The organism is Polycladospora coralii (assembly GCF_014773435.2).
In the GTDB taxonomy this organism is placed as follows: domain Bacteria; phylum Bacillota; class Bacilli; order Thermoactinomycetales; family Thermoactinomycetaceae; genus Polycladospora; species Polycladospora coralii.
Map to the genome: position 1 here is coordinate 51,822 of NZ_JACXAG020000010.1, position 19,263 is coordinate 71,084.

The following is a 19,263-nucleotide window of genomic DNA, read 5'->3' on the forward strand; positions in this document are numbered from 1 at the left end:
GTATTATTGAATGCAACCAATCATTCTAGGATAACAGACACTTTTACACACAAAAAAACAAGGGATATTTCATACCATCACCCTTGTCTCAAACGTCTAGTTTAACCATGTTTACTTCATCTAATTGATCCAGATGTTCTACCTGTTTATATCTCTCAAGTATAGCCAACTCAATCTTAGCACGACTTGTCGGTGAAATAGGATGTGCGATATCTCGAAAGGCACCATCAGGCATGCGTTTGCTTGGCATAGCGACAAACATCCCATGATCACCGTCAATCACACGAATATCATGTACGACAAATTGGTGATCAATCGTGATGGAAGCAATCGCTCGCATCCTCCCCTCTCGATTTACCTTACGCAGACGAACATCGGTAATTTCCAATTCACTTCACCGCCTTTCGAGTAGGTATTCGCGTTTTACGATCTAATTCCTTCTAGCTTGGTGATTTTTGTAAGTTATTTTTCTTTTTTTATGGCGATGGCTTCCATTTCAATCCGTACATCCTTCGGTAAGCGCGATACTTCTACACAAGAACGTGCTGGTTGCACTTGATTGAAGTATTGAAGATAGACCGCATTGATCCTTTCAAATTGGTCCATATCTTTAATATATAAAGTCACTTTTATCACTTGATCTAAATCGCTTTCTGCTGCTTGTAGTACCGCTTGGACATTCTTAATGACTTGGTGTGTCTGTTTCTCAATATCTTCTTCAACCATTTGTCCATCAGCGGTAAGTGGGATTTGGCCAGAGGTATAGATCAAACCATTATAAGTAATCGCTTGTGAATAAGGGCCAATCGCTTGTGGGGCTAGGCTCGTTTTTATTTTTTTCATCATTCATCTCCTCTTTACAATTGAAAATTACCAAATTCAACCTCAACACGCTGATTCTTAATATCCATGGTTTTAACCGATGTCAGAGATACATACTGATCAACTACGCGTTCTACTGCAGGTGCTTCCATCATTACCCCAACCCCCACTACTTCTGCTTGAAATTCGTTCAACAAATGGATCATACCTTGAACAGTACCACCAGCTTTCATAAAATCATCAATAATGAGTACGCGTGATCCTTCTGCTAAACTTCTTTTAGACAAGGAAAGTTGTCGCATGCGTTTAGAAGTGAGTGAAACCGTATTAACCGTCACGACAGAGCCTTCCGTTACACGGTAATCATAACGAGCAATCACTACGGGTACACGTAAAAAAGAGGCCGTCGCATGTGCGAGAGGAATCCCTTTTGTTTCTACTGTCATTACGGCATCAATTTTTTGTCCTCTAAATAATGTCGCAAAAATTCGACCAATATCTTGGATCAAGGTCGTGTCTCCTAATAAATCAGACAAGTAGAGAAATCCTCCTGGTAAGATACGCTTTGGATCTGATAATCGCTTACACAATGCAGATAGAATATCATCAGCATAGGCTTTGTTCACTTTAGGAATGTAGCGAACCCCACCTGCTGCTCCTGCAAGTGTTTCCAATTCACCATTTCCTTCATTATGAATTACTTCATGAATAATGGCTAAATCTTCACTAATAGAAGACTTAGCTGATAAATACCGCTCAGCAAAAGTGGTTAGGGGAATTAATTTGTAAGGTTGGGACAGAAGCAGTTGTGTCATATCAACAAGCCTCGCACTCCGTTTCCATTTATCCATTATTTACCTCCGAAAAACCGAATATACTGAACGAAATATAACATTTTGTACGGATTTAATCAAGAACTTGATCTCGTCTTTTTCCTAGCATTCGCACAGCGTACACATGATTACAAAAACCACGTAAACTATTTACTAGTCGTTTGGCTTGATTCTCGTACTGAACTAAAGCAAAAACAGTGGGACCACTTCCTGACATCAGAACACTATCTGCGCCAAACTGCTTCATTTTATCTTTGATGCGTTTCACTTCGGGGTAAATCTCCATCGTGACAGGTTCTAGCACATTCCCAAGGTACTTGCACATCTTATCGTAATCGTAACTTTGCAATGCATAAATCATCTCATCAGTAGCTGGATGAGATGCAATCTGTTCTACTTTTAAATGATCAAATATTTCGGCAGTAGACACGCCATGCGTCGGTTTGGCGAGTACAACCCAACACGGAGGTGGTGCTGGTAGCGAAATTAATTTTTCACCTCTCCCTTTTGCTAAAGCTGTATCAGCATGTACACAAAAAGGGACATCCGATCCAATTTCTGCGCCAATTTCCGCTAACGCTTGATCAGTAAGCCTTAGATCCCACAATCGATTCAACCCGCGTAAAGTTGCTGCAGCATCACTACTCCCCCCAGCCAGACCCGCTGCAACTGGTATATTTTTTTGTATTTGAATATGAACACCGTATTTGATATTCATTTTTTGTTTTAATAACATGGCTGCTTTATATGCGAGATTTTTCTCTGCCTGTGGTAATATCCCAGAATCACTCATCAAGGATACTTTATTTTCTGAGCGAAACATTAAATCAATCCGATCATATAAATCAATCGTAGTCATCACCATCTCTAATTCATGATAGCCATCCGTACGCTTAAATTTCGCATCTAATGTTAAATTAATTTTGGCCGGTGCCTTTTCTGATAAATATAACAATGGATTACCTCCTGTCTTAAGCCTACAACTATTGCAATCGTATCTATTTTCCCCCTATTGTACCACGGAATTTAGTAGATCAAATATGCCAAAATACAAAAAAGCCGAGTGTGAAAACCCTCGGCTTCATCCTACCAACTTACTTGAATTAAAGTCCTGACATTTGCTTTTGAGCAATTTCGATGGCTCTTTTTACCATGTTACCTGCATCTCGAGCTTTAATGCCACCCCAACCTTCTCGTTGAACTACATCATAAAACCCTAGTTCTTTGGCCAGTTCGACTTTTAAGGCTTCAGACATGACACCTCGACGCGCCATTTACATTAGCCCCCTTCAAGTATAAGCGGTTTCAGGACAGGTGTAGTATAACCACATGATGTAACGATTATGTAATGAAACCGCTTACTATCTTGGTGAAAAAAAGAACACAACAAGTGTGTCCAAATTTATTGCGGATTGTGTACATACCGAACCGGTACTGAGGACTCTCCATTAAAGACAGTCAGCTCAACCGACTCAGTCAACACATCCGCATAACTGTATGAAACACGATTAAATGCGTGTTGATCTTCATCTAATTTTACAACAAAAACGGAAGGGTATGTTTCTTCTAATATACCCGTACGTTCAATGGTCTTACGGCGTCCACTATTAGCCTTGAGTCGAATCTTTTGTCCAATATAACCATCTAAAGCCAACTTTATTTCAGACAGTGCATTCTTACCCATTTTATACGACCACCTCACTTATAGAAGATTATACTATAAGAAAGGTATAAAGTCAAATCAAGTATTATAGCAGTCAAACAAACATTTTGTCAATGGATGAATATCTAATTTTACGCGTTTCTCGACCTATTTATTTCGTAAATCGATCCGCTACGGCACTAGCAGCATAAGATTCTGGCTTGATCTTAGCTGTATAACCTACAGCAGTTACCCAACCCACTACTTCTTGAATCAGTTTGCGTGTCTCCCCTTTTTGTCCGATGTCGAGATGGATTTCCATTGGAAGTTGAATAGAGAAACTGAAGAAGCCGCTCTCTTTGAGTGCGTCTACACATTTTAAACTATATTCAGTCTCTTGATAGATGCGATAGCGCAAATCACGAATCGCTTTATAACGATTGCGCTGATAGTAAAAAATAGCGCCCTTTCCAATGCGCTGTACAATGACAGCACTCACAAACACGGTCGAATGTTCGCGTGTTTGTGAGTCTGTCCCTATCACTACTTTATAAGATTCCGTCGGTTCTTCATGTACATAAGATTGAATTTCTGCAATCATTTCATGCAATGTACGTCTTCCTCTACGCGGATGAATAAAGTCCATCATACTTCCCTCCATCGGGATTTAGGACGATACTCAAACTGAGGCGCGGTCGGTAGTATGTATGACCTGTGTAAGTGCTGCGAATTCTGCTAAGTTTAGCGTTTCTCCCCGCCGCTTCGGTTGAATATCGGCCTGAATCAAGATATTCTCCACTTGCTGTTTGGTCATCTCAGATAGTAAATTAGCATGTAACGTATTTAAAAGCGTCTTTCTTCTTTGTGCAAAAGCAGCTCTAATTACGGCAAAAAAGAGGGACTCGTTTTCAACCTTTACAGCTGGCTCTGATCGAAGTGACAACCGGCACACAGCCGAATCTACTTGTGGTCTCGGCACAAACACATGGCTAGGTACTTTTGCAACCATCTCAACTTCCGCAAAATATTGTACAAACACAGATAAAGAACCATAAGCTTTTGTACTTGGACGAGCCGCCAAACGCTCCGCAACTTCTTTTTGAATCATGATTACAATATTTTTAAAGGGAAGACGAGATTCTAGTAAACGAATAATGATAGGAGATGTAACATAATAGGGCAGGTTAGCTGTAACATGTATCTGCTCTACTTCCCCAAAGTGAGTCTCAATGATCTGGTTCAAGTCAACTTCGAGCGCATCTCCTTGTATGATTTCCACATTTGGACGAGTTGAAAACAATTTTTTTAAAATAGGGACGAGACGCCCATCTATCTCAATCGCCACTACTTTTTCAGCTATATCTGCTACAGATTCCGTTAATGCACCTATACCTGGGCCAACCTCTAGTACACCTGCTTTTTCAGTCAATTGTGCGGCTTGTACTATTTTATTCAATACATGTTGATCTGTGAGAAAATTTTGCCCTAAACTTTTTTTTAATTGGATATTATGACTAGCTAATATCCCTCTTGTCTGCGTTGTGATCCTGTTAGATGTCATCATGTAACCCCTTTCGTGCCTGTTCAATTGCCTTCATCATTTCAGCACGTGAAATTTGGAGCACATGTAGTTTACGATAAAAGTTTTTACTATTGTTATAGCCGATACCAAGCACTTCAGCTACACGCTCCCGGAATATTTTCGAATCATTTGCTCCAGTAAAGCCACAAGAAATGTATTCCTCCCATGTGAGTGGAGGAGATACATCAGTAGAAGTAACCTCTGTTTTAACTTTTGTTAGCGCTTGCTGTATGTCGATACGATTAGCGTGCTCAATCCCCACTTTCTTATCCGTTCGAGCAAGGCGTTGTGGTAAAAATGCATGTTTTACATTTGGAATCTGTTCCGATATCAAACGACGAATGCGGTCACCTGCTTGATCAGGATCTGTGAAAATAATGACTCCTCTTGTTTTACTCGCAACTTCAATATCACGCATTGTACTTTCATCTAATGCAGAGCCCCGTGTTTCTATGGTATCCGCTTCGACCGCTTGCTTGATTGCTTGCGTATCATTATGACCTTCTACTACAATAACTTCATAAATCTTCGGTTTGTCCAACCCTTAACACCACATTTCATTCTACTCATTTATATACGAAATAAACGAGAGGCATTTTGGCTCGTTATTTCAGCCAACTGTTCTAAGCGGATATCACGAATTTCAGCAATCGTTTCCGCCACCAAACGGACATAACCCGTCTCATTCCGTTTACCGCGATAAGGATGCGGAGCTAAGTAGGGACAGTCCGTTTCGATTAATAGTTTATCCAGTGGTACTTCTTTGGCAATCCGTTTAGCCAAATGCCCGTTCTTAAACGTAACCGGACCTCCTAAACCAATCATGAAGTTGAGCTCCAACGCTTGCACCATCATAGCCTCATCACCACCGAAGCAATGTAAAACACCACCCACTTCGTCAGCATTTTCTTCCTTCAAAATCTGTAATACATCTATATCCGCTTCACGATTGTGAATAATAATGGGTAGACCCACCTCTTTAGCCAATCGAATCTGTTTGCGAAACCACTTTGCTTGTATCTCTCGCGGAGAACGATCCCAATAATAGTCTAAGCCCATCTCTCCTAAAGCAATAACCTTCTGATGTTGCGTCAGCTCTTTGATCCATAATAGATCTTCCTCCGTGCAATCGATGGCATCAACTGGATGCCATCCGACTGCACCGAAAATGAAATCATATTGCTCAATTAGTTGCAAAGTAGCTTCTATTGTTTCGCGATTAAATCCGACATTTATGATTTTACTCACACCGTATTCTTCACGTGCACGACGAATCATCTCTTCACGATCTGCATCAAATTTCACATCATTTAAGTGTGCATGACTATCAATGAACACATTTTTACCTCCCGTCAAGGGGTTTGAGTCTGAACCCCTCCAAAGCTATCAAATGGAAACAAAATGACCTCAGCACGTCCGATTACGCTATCTAGTGAAACCGCACCAATTTGTCTACTATCTTTACTATTATTCCGATTATCCCCTAGTACAAAGATATGTCCTGGCTCTATATCTATGGGATCCATCGTTTTTGCTAACATCGGTTCATTGATATATTGTTCATCTAACGGCTGATCATTTCGATATACTTGTCCATCTATAATTTCAATTTTGTCACCAGCTACACCAATTACCCGTTTAATTAAGTCCTTTTCTTTACCGTTTTCCTCTGTTTCAAACACCACAACTTCTCCATATCTAGGTTCATGCAACTTGTAAACGATCTGATTTACAATAATAAATTCATCCCCATGAAAGTTCGGATACATCGATTGACCACTTACGGTAAAAGGGGAAAATAAAAAACAACGTACAATTACTGCGATTAAGCCAGCGATTATAAAAGCAACTAGCCATTCTCTTGAAGAACTTTTCTGTTTCGACATAAGCATCCCCCTGTGATCATGATACAATTCCTGATATCACCATTTGCGGCCATTCAAATGGTGATATCACTTACTATTTTACAGGTGTACCATTTGGTATATCATCTGACACAGTAGATAGAACGAGTCGATCTCCTTCTTTGGCTGCCAATATCATTCCCGCTGAATCTACACCTCTTAATTTTACAGGTTTTAAGTTAGTCACACATATCACTTTTTTGCCAATTAACTCTGACGTTGTGTAGTATTGTGCGATCCCTGACACAACTTGTCTTTGCTCAGCACCTAAATCAAGTTGAATTTTTAACAGTCGATCCGCTTTTTTAACTGGTTCTGCCTGTAGAATTTCTGCTACTTTTAGCTCCACTTTCGTGAAATCATCCATACTAATGTAGGCTTCATCCGATTCTTCTGCTTGCTCTTTGTCATTCTTCATACTTTCAGCAATCCATTCCATTTCATCTTTTACATCTAAGCGAGGGAATAAGGGTGTTCCTTTTTCTGTTTGTAAACCTGCTGGTAGTTTCCCGAAAGATTGGATACTGTCCCATGTCGTAAGCGATTGATCTTTTATCCCTAAACGATCCCACATCTCCTTAGGTGTACGTGTTAAGAAAGGTTGAATTAACACACTAACTGTTCTTAACACTTCAAGCAGATGATATAAAACGGAACCCAAAGTTTCCCGATTTTCTTCATCTTTTGCTAAATTCCAAGGCGTGGTAGCCTCAATATAGCGATTACCTGCACGCACTAAGTCCCATATATGCGTTAATGCAACTGAAAACTGTAGGTGTTCTAAAGCTTCTTCAGACTCATGCACCGTTCTCTTTACTAGGTCTGTTAAACCTTGATCATGCGGTGTAGCACCTTCAACATAGGGTGGAATTTGACCATTAAAATATTTCTCCGTCATGGTTATTGTACGATGTAAAAGATTACCGAGATCATTTGCGAGATCTGCATTGGCTCGTTCCACATACGCTTCAGGTGTAAATACGCCATCGGAACCAAACGAAATTTCACGTAGAAGGAAATATCTTAAAACATCTAAACCATATCGATCGATTAGTTTTACAGGATCTACAACATTCCCTTTTGATTTTGACATTTTTCCATCTTTCATGAGTATCCATCCATGCGCGAAAATTTGTTTAGGCAACGGTAAATCTAATGCCATGAGAAAGATTGGCCAGTAAATGGTATGGAAACGTACGATTTCTTTGCCAATTAGGTGTAGATCAGCTGGCCAATAACGCTTAAATAAGGCCTCCGTTTCACTATCATCCGCCTCATAACCAATCGCTGTAATATAATTAGTCAAAGCATCGAGCCAAACGTAGACAACATGTTTGGGGTCATTTGGGACTTCAATTCCCCAATTAAAAGTTGTTCGAGAGATGCTTAAATCTTCTAAGCCAGGCTTAATAAAGTTTTGAACCATCTCATTTTTACGAGATTCAGGTAAAATAAAAGTAGGATGTTCATCATAATACTTCATGAGACGATCTACATATTTGTTCATACGGAAAAAATAACTTTGCTCTTTTACTTTTTCGACCGCTCTCCCACAGTCTGGACACTTCCCATCCTTTAATTGACGTTCCGTAAAATGCGCTTCATCCGGAATACAATACCATCCTTCATATTCCCCTAAATATATATCATCTTGATCCAGTAACTTTTGAAATATTTTTTGCACGACTTTTTTGTGACGATCTTCAGTCGTACGAATAAAATCATCGTGAGAAATATCTAATTTATCCCACAACTCTTTGATTCCGACAACAATTTCATCAACAAAAGCTTGTGGTGCTTTCCCCGCTTCTTCTGCCTTTTTTTGGATTTTCTGTCCATGTTCATCTGTACCTGTTAGATAACGGACATCATAACCGCGCAATCGTTTATAACGCGCGATTGTATCTCCAATCACCGTTGTATAAGCATTACCGATATGTAGCTTACTACTCGGATAGTATATGGGGGTCGTGATATAATACGTTTTCTTTGTTTCAGACATGAGAAATCCTCTCCTTGTTTCAAAAATAAAAAACCCGCCCATACGATTGGGGCGAGTTGTCTCCACGCGGTACCACCCAAGTTTAGAATCTGTCAGATTCCCTTTGGTCAACCCGATATCGCTGGTGTGCGTTCTCTCCTACTAATCAGTTCAGAAAGACGTCTCAAGGGCCATATTCATCAGCTTCTTCTATGCTGGCTTTCACCTATTCCAGCTCTCTGGTAATAGCGTCTACTGACTACTCTTCCCTCTCTCAGACTAAGTTTTCGATTATACACAGATTATACACTACACGAAACATTTATTGAATACAAGCAACCTTGATTTTCAAGAGTAAATTAGACTTGTCGATCTTCATGATTGTTCCCTTTTACCGTCGCGTGTTTTGGTAAATCAACACTGCTTATCCTTATTTTACACGGAATAGAAATCACATATACACCATTTCGTTAAGGAATATCGTAACGAACCGCAAATGGGGTTTGATGTTTTTTAATGAACCCTTCTTGATCTAACCGATTCAACTCTGATTTTAAACGCGCGATATCCCAATTGAGTCCAAATGATTGATTAATTTGCGCTACGGCTTGCAGTAAATCTGTATCAAATAGTGGTAATTGACTACGAAGCGCTTGAATGATCTTCTCATTTTTTTCATTTGCCACTACTTGTAACTCATCAAACGGATTTGCCAAGTGTGGACTCGTAGTGTGGGCACAACGAATGCGAATAAAGATTGTGCGTCCAAAAACTGCGGATGAAATAAACGTATCACCTGAACGTAAATAAGGCAGACGCTTTCCTTCTTCTGGAGTCAAGTCCGTTTCTTCACGTAATGTGGCGATATCTGTACCACGCACAGTCCGAAAGACAAACTTTGTATTTAACTGAGCCGTTATGGTCTCATCAAGTAAGGTGGGCCGCTGTGTAGCTAAAAAGAGAAAGGCACCGTATTTACGTCCTTCTTGGGCAATTTCCTTTAGTATGGATTTCGTTGGAGATTCAATTGCTTTCGGTGCAAAGTTATGTGCTTCATCCGTTACAATAACAAATGGCGGAAAAAATTCACCTTCTTCTCCGTTCATGCGTGCATCTTTAAATGCTCTTCTTCTGCTATATAGTGCTCCGATCACGTATGTAGCAAACACTTGCAAGACCCATGTACTCCCTTGCACCACCACCAGCTTACCTTGCTCAAGCCCAGTGATAATGGAACGAATATCTTGTTGGAATAGCCCCACCGCCTCTAATCGTTTTAAGCGCCAATCGATTCCTTTTACCGAGGAAAGGGGAAGGGTGCTGTATTGGTTTAATAGCTTTTGTAGGTCACGTATCCGTTGTACTTCTGTGGGAGTGAGATGATCATTACGTAATTGTTTCTCTAGCCCCTGCTTTCCTTCTTCTAAAGCTTGTACTAAATTATTGATGCGATCGCTAAAGGATGTGTATGAATCCCTTTTTTTATGCACCATTTGGACCACGTTTACCATGGATTCCGATAATCCACCACCTGCCGCAGTCAGGAGACCTGTCAAATCACGTGTAGATAAGTCTGTAAATTGTATCCCCACTTCCTGTCCAACTTGAACTTTGACAAAACGGTTGGTATACCCAGGATTCCGCTCCTCCATACCGGCAGCTGTCTGGCTAAAATCCATTTCAAAGTGAGGATCAAACACAATTGTGGGAATCCTCAATTTCATCAATTCCTCCAACATCACACGCAATCCAAACGATTTTCCTGAGCCCGAACCACCAAATACACCGACATGTGGATACTGTTGCATGGTGCGTATATCAAACAAAAACGGTACCCCTTGTTGGGAGCGTAGACTCCCTTGTTCCATTAAGACAACTTGATCTAATAGATCCGATGTAATCGAAGATGAGAGTGATTCTGTTCCCCTAATTTCTCCTAATAACATCGCTTCCTCAGGTGTCGATTTTACTAGTAGATCTCGCACTTCCTCAAAACGAGGTAAGCGTACCGCACAACCGGTGCGAATAGGATGAGAAGCTTCTTCATACAACCGCAATTTTGCTAAATTAATTTCATCTGCGTTTACGTTGTATCCGATGTTTTCTAACGTTTGAATAACCTGATGATCTACGAGTGACTTATCCAGCCCCATCGGAATGAAGCGATTATACGATAGGGTCTCTATCACTTCTCCACGCGGGAAATGAAGTGCTTCATCTTCTAAAATTAATATTTCATTGATACGAAACTTACGCTCTTTTGATACAATGAATACTTCTTGTTGTGTCGTGATTCCTACCGCTTGCATCTCAAGGTCTCCTCCTTAAATCATTCGGTCTTCTTTTTTAAGTGATAAAACCCGATAACGCAGTTCAGGGTCAATATATTGCTCTACCATCGCCTGAATTAAACCATCCGTGACGCGGACTTGATTGTCGATGATGTCTAACCAAAAAGGAATCCCCCTGCCCTGCATAGGCGTTAATGTATATACCAAACGAATCAGTTCATACCGACTCTGGTTTTGTAGAACCAATCCATCCACGACGATGGGCTGCGGGCTTTGTGATGATCGTAAAGCTACACGCCACATTTCACTTCCTATCGGGCTCCACTCTCGCCACTCAAACGCTTCTCCTACTTCGAGCACACCATAAAGTAAGTCGCTATCACTGTATTGTTTATACTGCGGAAAAACCATTCGTGCTAAGCGATTCGTAGCAATTTCCTCAGATACACCTACTAGTAGTGTATCATGTTGCAACGCCGTCTCCGCCGTATCTTTCCATTCATCCGGATTATCAATATAAAAATGGAGTAAGGAACCATCATGCATCACGACACGAGGTTTCCAATCGGGTATGATCGTTTTTGCCAACTGAATTTCTAATTGCGATAAAAAAGCTCCTCGACGACGTGCTTCACGAGCAGCTTGTCCTGCAAGCTCTTCTTCATCTTCGGCTAGTAGCGGTGTATAAATATCTGCACACCACTTCTCTTCGCCTTGCGTTCCTTTAGCTAGTGCTTGAAAAAGAGAGATCATACGATTCGGTGTACCTCGTGTGGAGTTCACCGAGCCGTCAATGCCCACCAAGGTTCGACCTTGTAACCATTTACGCAACTTATCATCTGAATGTTTTTCAAAAGTGTGAAATTCACCTATCTTCTTTAGTTCATCACGGATTTTTCGTTTATTAAATGAATCAGATGGAAATGCAGTTTGTAAAGATTGATTCAATCTTGCTAATTTCTCTTTTAATTCCACTGACACAGGCAACACAAAAACAACCTCCTCTTTCGTTATATCTATTATACTTGAGAACAAGTGGCACCTGAACCAACTGAAGGGTTAATTTGCATCATTTTTACGACCCTTCCTAGCACGCCAAACCCACTAAAGGATATGAAAATATCTATTTTTATTTAAACTATCCATTATTTACATGATTAAGAACTTTCCTATTAAACTATGATGATTTTGTTGACGTCTATGGAAAAGGTTGGTATGATATTTTTAAGTTTTAGTGTCGAAATTTGACATCATTTTCAAATATTAAACATTTAAAAGTAGATGCAAAACGGAGAGGGGCTTTCGTATATGTTGAAGTCTACCGGAATTGTCCGCAAAGTTGATGAATTAGGACGAGTCGTAATTCCTATCGAGTTACGTCGAACACTTGGCATCGGTGAAAAAGATGCGCTTGAAATCTACGTTGACGGTGAACGAATTGTGCTCAAAAAATATGAGCCAGCTTGTATATTTACCGGCGATATGGATGAAACCATTCGCTATAAAAACAAAGTGGTAAGTAAACAATGCATCAAAGAAATGTATGAACTCCTCGAACAGCAATCGATTCAACCGGTTAAGACCGAATCGTAGAAATAGGTATCTATTTTGATATAAAGCGAAGTTCTTCCTGCAACCTCGCTTTATATCAAATATTAGCCCATTAAGACTGGTGATAGTGATTATAAACTTCTCTTTTGGGAATAGCGCGATCTTTGGCTGCAGCTTGGATGGCACTTTTTTTGTCGTTCCCTTGTGCAATATAGGTGTCTACATGCTGTATGAGAGACAGTGATTCCCACCAAGTGCTCCTTTCACCAGAGTTTGCAGCGATCTCTTCTTTACTTGCACCCTCTACAACAATTGTATATTCTCCACGTACACCGTTTTCCTTAATCGTATGCAAACAATCGTCTAATCTCCCTCTTACCCATGTTTCATGTACTTTTGTTAACTCTCTAGAAATCGCTACCCTTCGATTTCCAACCACTTCACATAGATCACTTAACATCGCAACAATGCGATGAGGGGCTTCATAAAAAATAAGTGTGGCCGGACTTAATTTCCAATTTTGCAACTCTATTTTCCGATCTTTTTTATGACGGGGTAAGAAACCCACAAATAAAAAAGGTTGAGTTGGTAATCCGGAAGAGACTAAAGCGGTCACTGCTGCATTCGGGCCTGGTATCGTCAGCACTGTAATTGCATGCTCCGTTGCCAATCGCACCAGCACTTCTCCAGGATCTGATATTCCAGGTAAACCAGCATCACTAACTAAAGCAATTGATTGTCCCATTTGTAACTTTTGTAACAATTGTTGGCCTTTAGTCTGTTCATTGTGCTCATGGTAGCTGGTCATCGGTGTATTAATACTAAAATGATTGAGAAGTTTTTGTGTATGTCGTGTATCCTCAGCGGCTATATAGTCTACTTCCATTAAAATTTCAATGGCACGTGTACTCATATCCCCTAGATTACCAATCGGTGTTCCAACCACATACAGGACACCCTCATTTTGTAATTGTGTATCCATTTTGTAATACCCCTAAGCTTTTAATCAATATTTGCTTCTTATAGCGGCTCATCTTTTTGATCTTGTACTCTCTTTGTAGTGCCTCAGACTTATTTTCTACCCACTCTAAATATCGAAGTTGGACAGGCGTTCTACCTCTCGTGTATTTTGCTCCTTTACCTGCCTGATGCTTCTCTAACCTTTTATCTAAATGGTTGGTAATCCCAGTATAATATGTCCCATCTCTACATTCCAGTATATAGACTACATATTTCCCCATCATCATCCCCCAGCTTTATATACAAGAAAAACCGGGTGATCCCCGGTTTTAAAAAGACTTGAAAATACAACGATTTATCGCGTATTTCTGTCATTAACATCACTGAAATAATTGTAAGCCATGATTACTTATTTAAAAATGCCATACAAAACAAGCAGTCGCCCTCTGTCCGCATTCTACCATAGTGAATATTACAGATATGGAAGCCTTCATCATAAAGATCAGCTAAATTATCATGCCCTTTATGTGCCACTTCCTCTATATTTTGCCCTTCTTGAGACGAATTTACCTGCTGTCTTTCATTTAAATGCTCATTTTCCATAGACAGTCTGGTATTTTCCTCAATCAAAGCGACTATCTGTTCTTTTAATCCACCTAATTCCTTATATAAATCGCCTATTTGCTGTTCCACTTGGGCGACACGTTCAAAGATCTCTTGTTTATTCAAGACACCCACCTCGTTTATAACCAGGCATGTTAGATCTCGCTCATTTGCCGAGTTGCCGTTGAACTCACTTCTTCGAGTGAAAACGCCATCACTTGCTGATCTTCTAAAAGCTGAACCTTAACCTTTTGCTCCAAAAGATCTAGCGCTAAAACTACCCCTTCTCCATGTGATGTTTTAATTTTCTCTCCCACATCAGGGACTGCACTTTTAAAATGTTCATACTGATCATTTTCATACTTCAGACAACACATTAAACGACCACAAAGCCCAGAAATTTTGGTAGGGTTTAAAGATAGATTTTGATCTTTTGCCATCTTAATCGACACCGGTTCAAAATCCCCTAAAAAAGAGGAACAACACAAGATACGACCACAAGGCCCAATCCCACCTAGCATCTTGGCTTCATCACGTACGCCAATTTGTCTTAATTCAATACGAGTACGAAAAACAGCAGCTAAGTCACGTACCAACTCACGGAAATCAACTCGCCCATCTGCTGTGAAATAGAATATTACTTTATTACGATCAAAAGTATACTCTGCATCCACAAGTTTCATCACCAAATTGTGTGAACGAACTTTTTCCTGACAAATATTTAATGCTTCCTGTGCCGCGTTTTGATTACTTTCAAACTGAATCATATCTTCAGCAGTGGCTACACGCAAAACTTTTTTCAGCGGTAGTACGACTTCATCTTCTTTTACATAGCGTACACCTGTAACCACTTCACCATACTCGATTCCACGCACAGTCTCAACGACAACATGATCAGCTCTCTGGATAAGCACGTCAGATGGATCGAAATAATATATTTTTCCAGCTGCTCTAAAGCGAACACCCATAACTTTTAGCATGTATGACATCCCTCCCTGATTGCCAACGCCATGACTTCGGCCAAAGATTCCATTTCTGTCTTGTAGGAATCTCAATCTATTACAAGTAGCGATACTTGAAAAAGTCATCGCAATTTTTTTGAGGGCTATTCTACTTGCTAAATAATTGCATATTAGTAAAAACCATCCTACCTAGATCAACGCAGAAATATTTTTCCTCAATTTCCTAGCAGGACGCAGAATCCTTTCTATACGCTTCCTACTCCGAACATCAAAGGATTGGACTGCATTCTGTTTACTATGTGATTTTATACTTCCACTACTCTCTTAATTAGAGAGTAGTAATTTGCCCTAGCTTATTACATTCAAGCCACTTATTTATTTACGATTACAAACTTCATTTTATCATTCTCCTATCCAGCAGGGCAAACGCTTATTTTTACCTATTCATTTGCGTCACATCAGATGTGGCGATTTGCATGATATTTCTATTTTACCGCCGATTACTTTCGTCTCATAAACTTCCTAAGCTTAGAATTTATGGTATTGCTCAATCGGCACAATAAATACAGTTGCACCTCCAACTTGTATTTCAATGGGCTGAGGTGTATAGGATTCAATGTGGCTTTCTATGGATGTCATAGGTGTGATAAATTCTGTTCTCGATTTACAATTTTCCTTAATGATCATCAAAACCTGTTCGACCTGATCTTCGTTTGCACCGATCATAAAAGTCGTATTGCCTTGTTTTAAAAAACCACCTGTACTTGCCAACTTCGTAACGCGTAAATTAGCTTGAATGAGTGCTTCATTTAGCTGCCCGCCATCCTGATCTTGCACAACCGCAATCACTAATTTCATGAACCCTTTCACTCCTTACACACGAAAAAGTTGTTTGAAATCACATAAAATCTCAGAATAGACCTCTTCTATTGTTTTTTCCCCATGAATGATCAAAAACCTTTCTTCATTTGCTTTGGATAGTTCTAAGTAACCTTTTCTAACCCGCTCATGAAACGAAGCATCTTTTAGTTCCATTCGATCTTTGCTCATGCCTCGCTTTTCCAGCCTCATCTGACCTTGCTTTATGGTCAAATCTAGTAAGTAGGTGCGTTTCGGTAATAAATGATGGGTCGCCAGTTGATTAACCTGTACCACTTCATTTTTTTCTCCTCTTCCTCCATAACACTGGTAAGCTATACTAGAGTCTATATAGCGATCACATAGAACGACATGCCCCTGTTCTAGCGCAGGCACGATCTTTTCTTCGACAAGTTGTGCTCGTGAAGCTGCATAAAGCAATATTTCAGTTGTACTGGTCATCTCTGTATATAAAGGGTTCAATAAAATAGAACGTATCTTATCTCCAATAATTGTACCACCTGGTTCTCTTACGACTGTACACGGGATTTGATTTTGTAACAAAAAATCGTGTAGCAGTTTCATTTGGGTGGTCTTTCCTGCACCTTCCGGCCCTTCAAATGTAATAAACAAACCACTCAATAGTAATATCCTCCAGTAATATTGGCATTTCATTCGATACTGATGCATGAATCTTAATTCACTTGTTCCTATTTGTATCGTATGAAAGATTCAATTTAAACTTCGTTGTCCGCACAAAATCCGCTTCCTAATTTGAGTGAGTGAACTCGTTTCAGCCAAGGCTAAAAATCGGGGAATCAGGAGGAGCCTCTACTCCACCTGATTAGAGCCTCACTTATAGAAGTTGGAGGGTCAATACCACTCCTATTGTTATCTCTTCTCTATTTTAACACATAAACCTTTAAGGTATGATCATGAACGATACCACGCACTTTCCCTCCCATCTGATGAACTGCGCATAAGTATTGTATAAGGGATTGTGTGTATTTCTCTCCTGGCACCAGTACTGGCACGCCAGGGGGATATGGCACAATGAGCTCAGCTGCTACTCTCCCTTCTGCTTCATCTAAGGGAAGTAATTCTTGGCTTCCTCGCTGTAATTTAACTACATGTCCATGTTCTTTATCTGGCAAAGGCACCTTAATATCAAGTCGAGTATGAGTAAAGTTTACGACCTCACGATCTAGATCAATCAGTGTGTCAATGAGTTGCGTAAGTGCATTCTCTTGGGTTCCTAGGCCGAATGCAAATAACACATGGCAATGATCAGCCATTTCAGTATATATGCCTTTTTGTTCTAACCAATTTGCGATTTGATATCCTGACACAGGGTATATAGAAGCTAAGGTGAATTTAAATGGATCTTGATCGATCTGGTAAACTTCATAAATCGTACTTAACTGTTTTACCTGCGCACGAAATTTTGTTAACCATTTTAGAATGTCATTCATCTTCTGTGGTCCATTAATCACAAGATCACGACGTGCTAAGTCAAGTGAAGCCATCAGCGGATAGGATGGACTACTAGACTCAATCAAACGTAACCATCGTTGTATAGACACGGGATCTATTTTATCGGTATGGATATGTAACATCGAAGACATTGTCATGGAGCATAGCATTTTATGTGTAGATTGTGTAACGATATCCGCACCTTGTTGTAAAGCGGATAACGGTAACGCTGGATGAAATCCTAAATGTGCACCATGTGCTTCATCAACTAGCAATGGAATATGATGTCGGTGACAACATTTTACAAATTCAGCAACAGGTTGTATTTGACCATAATAATCTGGGCTAGTTATGACAACTGCTTTGGTAGTAGGAAATTGATTTAATAATTCCTCTAATTGTTGTATATCAAGTTTCTTTTCTAAATTTGTCTCTGGATCAACCGTTGATTCTAGAAAAACCATCCGGACTTCCGCTATCAGACAAGCATGATAGATTGATTGATGGCTATTTCTCTGGACAATAATAATGTCATTCGAACTACATACAGCCAAGATAGCAGCTAAATTTCCTGCTGTTGTTCCCCCTACTAAAAAAAAGGTGTGATCTGCACCAAATGCATCTGCAGCTAGAATTTGTGCATCTTCAATCACACCATCGGGTGCATGCAAGTCATCTAATGCCCCTACTTCTGTCTGATCGATTTTTAATATATCCGTATATAAATCTGGATGTATCTCTGCAAAGCCTCTCCCTTTATGACCCGGCACATGAAAACGATCTACTTCATTTTTATGATGTTGGAGTAAAGCCCCCCACAATGGTGCTTTATGATGATTCATCCCTGACCTCCTTTCTGGTCAAAAGAAAAAGACTTCAATAAGTTAAAGTCTTTTAAATATCCGATCTTGACGCACAGAGGAGCATGTACGATGATCTCGATACACGCTCACCTATAGACACCAATTGTTAGATTTTTATTTAACTTTTAACTTTGATTGAATAACTGTCTCAATTTCATGACATAGTACCAATATTGTACATCATCAACATTACGCTTTACCATATCTGTTTCACAGGACACACATATCCATTTACCCATAATTTCTAAACCATCAGCATTTAACTTTTCACATATCACACAGCGGTTAAGTACCGTTTCTGTTTGCATCAATGTCACCGCCTTCTCCTCTATTTATATTCCAGTATGTTCAAAAAAAAACGAATTCAAACATCGGATTTTCAATTCATTTAATTTTGGCACATATGATTGCAAATTAGGCATATCCATTTGTATGATTTACCCATATAAATGGTTGTCATTTTAACTAAAAAATGCATATTTTGCTCTTTTATTGTTCACGATAACCGCATAAGGAGTGACTGTAGTATGACCATCAAATGGCTTATATATTTTATATTTATGATTTATTTTCCCATACTACTTGTTTTAAGGATCTATCTTTACAGTCTTTATGTAAAAAAAGTAAATGAATAATGTTGCAGCATACAAAAACCCTCTTACTTTTTTTGAAGTAAGAGGGTTTTTTTGCCTGGCGACGTCCTACTCTCCCATAGATTAATCTATAGTACCATCGGCGCTGGAGGGCTTAACGGTCGTGTTCGGGATGGGAACGAGTGGGTCCCCTCCGCCATCATCACCAGACGTATAAAATTGTGGGTGTTTCACACCCTGAAAATTAGAATGGAAGCAAGTGTATGGGAGAAGAAAAAATTAAATTATAGGTTAAGCCCTCGACCGATTCGTACCTGTCAGCTGAACATATTACTATGCTTACAC

Annotated in this window: 23 protein-coding genes, 1 rRNA gene and 1 other annotated feature; of the genes, 1 reads left to right on the plus strand and 23 read right to left on the minus strand. The window is 39.7% G+C overall.

The features are described 5' to 3' along the window. Positions 1-88 precede the first annotated feature (88 nt). From spoVG to IC619_RS15115, 14 genes are all read right to left on the minus strand, one after another. Entirely contained in the window at positions 89-388 is a 300-nt protein-coding gene (spoVG, locus tag IC619_RS15050) for a septation regulator SpoVG (protein ID WP_191140929.1), read from the minus strand. A 74-nt stretch (positions 389-462) separates the two neighbouring features. After that, positions 463-843: a RidA family protein gene (locus tag IC619_RS15055; protein ID WP_191140928.1), complete on the minus strand. Its 381-nt coding sequence runs from the start codon at positions 841-843 to the stop codon at positions 463-465. Between the two features lie 14 nt (positions 844-857). Continuing rightward, positions 858-1,673 carry a pur operon repressor gene (purR, locus tag IC619_RS15060; protein ID WP_191140927.1) on the minus strand — a complete coding sequence of 272 codons (816 nt, stop codon included), beginning with the start codon at positions 1,671-1,673 and terminating at the stop codon, positions 858-860. A 55-nt stretch (positions 1,674-1,728) separates the two neighbouring features. Then, positions 1,729-2,610: a 4-(cytidine 5'-diphospho)-2-C-methyl-D-erythritol kinase gene (gene ispE, locus IC619_RS15065; protein WP_191140926.1), complete on the minus strand. Its 882-nt coding sequence runs from the start codon at positions 2,608-2,610 to the stop codon at positions 1,729-1,731. A 148-nt stretch (positions 2,611-2,758) separates the two neighbouring features. Further along, positions 2,759-2,929: a small, acid-soluble spore protein, alpha/beta type gene (locus IC619_RS15070; RefSeq protein WP_191140925.1), complete on the minus strand. Its 171-nt coding sequence runs from the start codon at positions 2,927-2,929 to the stop codon at positions 2,759-2,761. Between the two features lie 128 nt (positions 2,930-3,057). Further along, positions 3,058-3,339 (minus strand): biofilm formation stimulator Veg, encoded by a 282-nt coding sequence (gene veg / locus IC619_RS15075; protein WP_191140924.1) that lies wholly within the window; start codon positions 3,337-3,339, stop codon positions 3,058-3,060. A gap of 130 nt (positions 3,340-3,469) precedes the next feature. Then, on the minus strand, positions 3,470-3,943 hold the full coding sequence (locus IC619_RS15080; protein WP_191140923.1) for a ribonuclease H-like YkuK family protein: 474 nt from the start codon (positions 3,941-3,943) through the stop codon (positions 3,470-3,472). 33 nt (positions 3,944-3,976) lie between these two features. Next, positions 3,977-4,858, minus strand: a complete 882-nt coding sequence (gene rsmA / locus IC619_RS15085; RefSeq protein WP_191140922.1) for a 16S rRNA (adenine(1518)-N(6)/adenine(1519)-N(6))-dimethyltransferase RsmA — start codon at positions 4,856-4,858, stop codon at positions 3,977-3,979. Beyond that, entirely contained in the window at positions 4,848-5,420 is a 573-nt protein-coding gene (gene rnmV, locus IC619_RS15090; protein WP_191140921.1) for a ribonuclease M5, read from the minus strand. The genes rsmA and rnmV overlap by 11 nt, the downstream gene beginning before the upstream one ends. 29 nt (positions 5,421-5,449) lie before the next feature. Next, on the minus strand, positions 5,450-6,217 hold the full coding sequence (locus IC619_RS15095; RefSeq protein WP_191140920.1) for a TatD family hydrolase: 768 nt from the start codon (positions 6,215-6,217) through the stop codon (positions 5,450-5,452). A gap of 14 nt (positions 6,218-6,231) precedes the next feature. After that, positions 6,232-6,765: a signal peptidase I gene (gene lepB / locus IC619_RS15100; protein WP_191140919.1), complete on the minus strand. Its 534-nt coding sequence runs from the start codon at positions 6,763-6,765 to the stop codon at positions 6,232-6,234. A gap of 73 nt (positions 6,766-6,838) precedes the next feature. Continuing rightward, a complete protein-coding gene (gene metG / locus IC619_RS15105; RefSeq protein WP_191140918.1) occupies positions 6,839-8,785 on the minus strand; it encodes a methionine--tRNA ligase in 1,947 nt (648 codons plus the stop codon). A 44-nt stretch (positions 8,786-8,829) separates the two neighbouring features. After that, positions 8,830-9,049 (minus strand) — a binding site (T-box leader). Between the two features lie 185 nt (positions 9,050-9,234). Further along, entirely contained in the window at positions 9,235-11,073 is a 1,839-nt protein-coding gene (locus IC619_RS15110; protein ID WP_191140917.1) for an ATP-binding protein, read from the minus strand. 15 nt (positions 11,074-11,088) lie between these two features. Beyond that, entirely contained in the window at positions 11,089-12,045 is a 957-nt protein-coding gene (locus IC619_RS15115) for a DNA double-strand break repair nuclease NurA (protein ID WP_191140916.1), read from the minus strand. A 318-nt stretch (positions 12,046-12,363) separates the two neighbouring features. On the opposite strand from IC619_RS15115, the gene IC619_RS15120 reads away from it, so the two are divergent. After that, positions 12,364-12,648, plus strand: coding sequence for an AbrB/MazE/SpoVT family DNA-binding domain-containing protein (locus IC619_RS15120; protein ID WP_191140915.1), 285 nt, complete (start codon positions 12,364-12,366; stop codon positions 12,646-12,648). A 70-nt stretch (positions 12,649-12,718) separates the two neighbouring features. Here IC619_RS15120 and rsmI read toward each other — a convergent pair whose 3' ends face one another. The 9 genes from rsmI to rrf form a co-directional block, all read right to left on the minus strand. Further along, a complete protein-coding gene (gene rsmI, locus IC619_RS15125; RefSeq protein WP_191140914.1) occupies positions 12,719-13,588 on the minus strand; it encodes a 16S rRNA (cytidine(1402)-2'-O)-methyltransferase in 870 nt (289 codons plus the stop codon). Then, positions 13,566-13,847, minus strand: a complete 282-nt coding sequence (locus IC619_RS15130) for a GIY-YIG nuclease family protein (RefSeq protein ID WP_191140913.1) — start codon at positions 13,845-13,847, stop codon at positions 13,566-13,568. The genes rsmI and IC619_RS15130 overlap by 23 nt, the downstream gene beginning before the upstream one ends. 124 nt (positions 13,848-13,971) lie before the next feature. Beyond that, positions 13,972-14,295: an initiation-control protein YabA gene (locus IC619_RS15135; protein WP_191140912.1), complete on the minus strand. Its 324-nt coding sequence runs from the start codon at positions 14,293-14,295 to the stop codon at positions 13,972-13,974. A gap of 29 nt (positions 14,296-14,324) precedes the next feature. After that, positions 14,325-15,149 carry a PSP1 domain-containing protein gene (locus IC619_RS15140; protein ID WP_191140911.1) on the minus strand — a complete coding sequence of 275 codons (825 nt, stop codon included), beginning with the start codon at positions 15,147-15,149 and terminating at the stop codon, positions 14,325-14,327. Positions 15,150-15,659: 510 nt separating this feature from the next. Further along, on the minus strand, positions 15,660-15,989 hold the full coding sequence (locus IC619_RS15145) for a cyclic-di-AMP receptor (RefSeq protein ID WP_191140910.1): 330 nt from the start codon (positions 15,987-15,989) through the stop codon (positions 15,660-15,662). A 15-nt stretch (positions 15,990-16,004) separates the two neighbouring features. Next, positions 16,005-16,631, minus strand: coding sequence for a dTMP kinase (tmk, locus tag IC619_RS15150; RefSeq protein WP_191140909.1), 627 nt, complete (start codon positions 16,629-16,631; stop codon positions 16,005-16,007). A 260-nt stretch (positions 16,632-16,891) separates the two neighbouring features. After that, positions 16,892-18,304: an aminotransferase class I/II-fold pyridoxal phosphate-dependent enzyme gene (locus IC619_RS15155; RefSeq protein WP_191140908.1), complete on the minus strand. Its 1,413-nt coding sequence runs from the start codon at positions 18,302-18,304 to the stop codon at positions 16,892-16,894. Between the two features lie 146 nt (positions 18,305-18,450). Continuing rightward, positions 18,451-18,633: a sigma factor G inhibitor Gin gene (locus IC619_RS15160; protein ID WP_191140907.1), complete on the minus strand. Its 183-nt coding sequence runs from the start codon at positions 18,631-18,633 to the stop codon at positions 18,451-18,453. Positions 18,634-19,013: 380 nt separating this feature from the next. Continuing rightward, a 5S ribosomal RNA gene (rrf, locus tag IC619_RS15165) occupies positions 19,014-19,128 on the minus strand. Positions 19,129-19,263: the final 135 nt, after the last annotated feature.

Coding starts and splice junctions, on each gene's coding strand:
- veg (WP_191140924.1), bottom strand. CDS start 3,339: ATGGGTAAGAATGCACTGTCTGAAATAAAGTTGGCTTTAGATGGTTAT.
- IC619_RS15160 (WP_191140907.1), bottom strand. CDS start 18,633: ATGCAAACAGAAACGGTACTTAACCGCTGTGTGATATGTGAAAAGTTA.
- IC619_RS15070 (WP_191140925.1), bottom strand. CDS start 2,929: ATGGCGCGTCGAGGTGTCATGTCTGAAGCCTTAAAAGTCGAACTGGCC.
- IC619_RS15080 (WP_191140923.1), bottom strand. CDS start 3,943: ATGGACTTTATTCATCCGCGTAGAGGAAGACGTACATTGCATGAAATG.
- IC619_RS15155 (WP_191140908.1), bottom strand. CDS start 18,304: ATGAATCATCATAAAGCACCATTGTGGGGGGCTTTACTCCAACATCAT.
- IC619_RS15055 (WP_191140928.1), bottom strand. CDS start 843: ATGAAAAAAATAAAAACGAGCCTAGCCCCACAAGCGATTGGCCCTTAT.
- IC619_RS15130 (WP_191140913.1), bottom strand. CDS start 13,847: ATGGGGAAATATGTAGTCTATATACTGGAATGTAGAGATGGGACATAT.
- rsmA (WP_191140922.1), bottom strand. CDS start 4,858: ATGACATCTAACAGGATCACAACGCAGACAAGAGGGATATTAGCTAGT.
- rsmI (WP_191140914.1), bottom strand. CDS start 13,588: ATGGATACACAATTACAAAATGAGGGTGTCCTGTATGTGGTTGGAACA.
- IC619_RS15140 (WP_191140911.1), bottom strand. CDS start 15,149: ATGCTAAAAGTTATGGGTGTTCGCTTTAGAGCAGCTGGAAAAATATAT.
- purR (WP_191140927.1), bottom strand. CDS start 1,673: ATGGATAAATGGAAACGGAGTGCGAGGCTTGTTGATATGACACAACTG.
- metG (WP_191140918.1), bottom strand. CDS start 8,785: ATGTCTGAAACAAAGAAAACGTATTATATCACGACCCCCATATACTAT.
- IC619_RS15120 (WP_191140915.1), top strand. CDS start 12,364: ATGTTGAAGTCTACCGGAATTGTCCGCAAAGTTGATGAATTAGGACGA.
- IC619_RS15110 (WP_191140917.1), bottom strand. CDS start 11,073: ATGCAAGCGGTAGGAATCACGACACAACAAGAAGTATTCATTGTATCA.
- lepB (WP_191140919.1), bottom strand. CDS start 6,765: ATGTCGAAACAGAAAAGTTCTTCAAGAGAATGGCTAGTTGCTTTTATA.
- IC619_RS15145 (WP_191140910.1), bottom strand. CDS start 15,989: ATGAAATTAGTGATTGCGGTTGTGCAAGATCAGGATGGCGGGCAGCTA.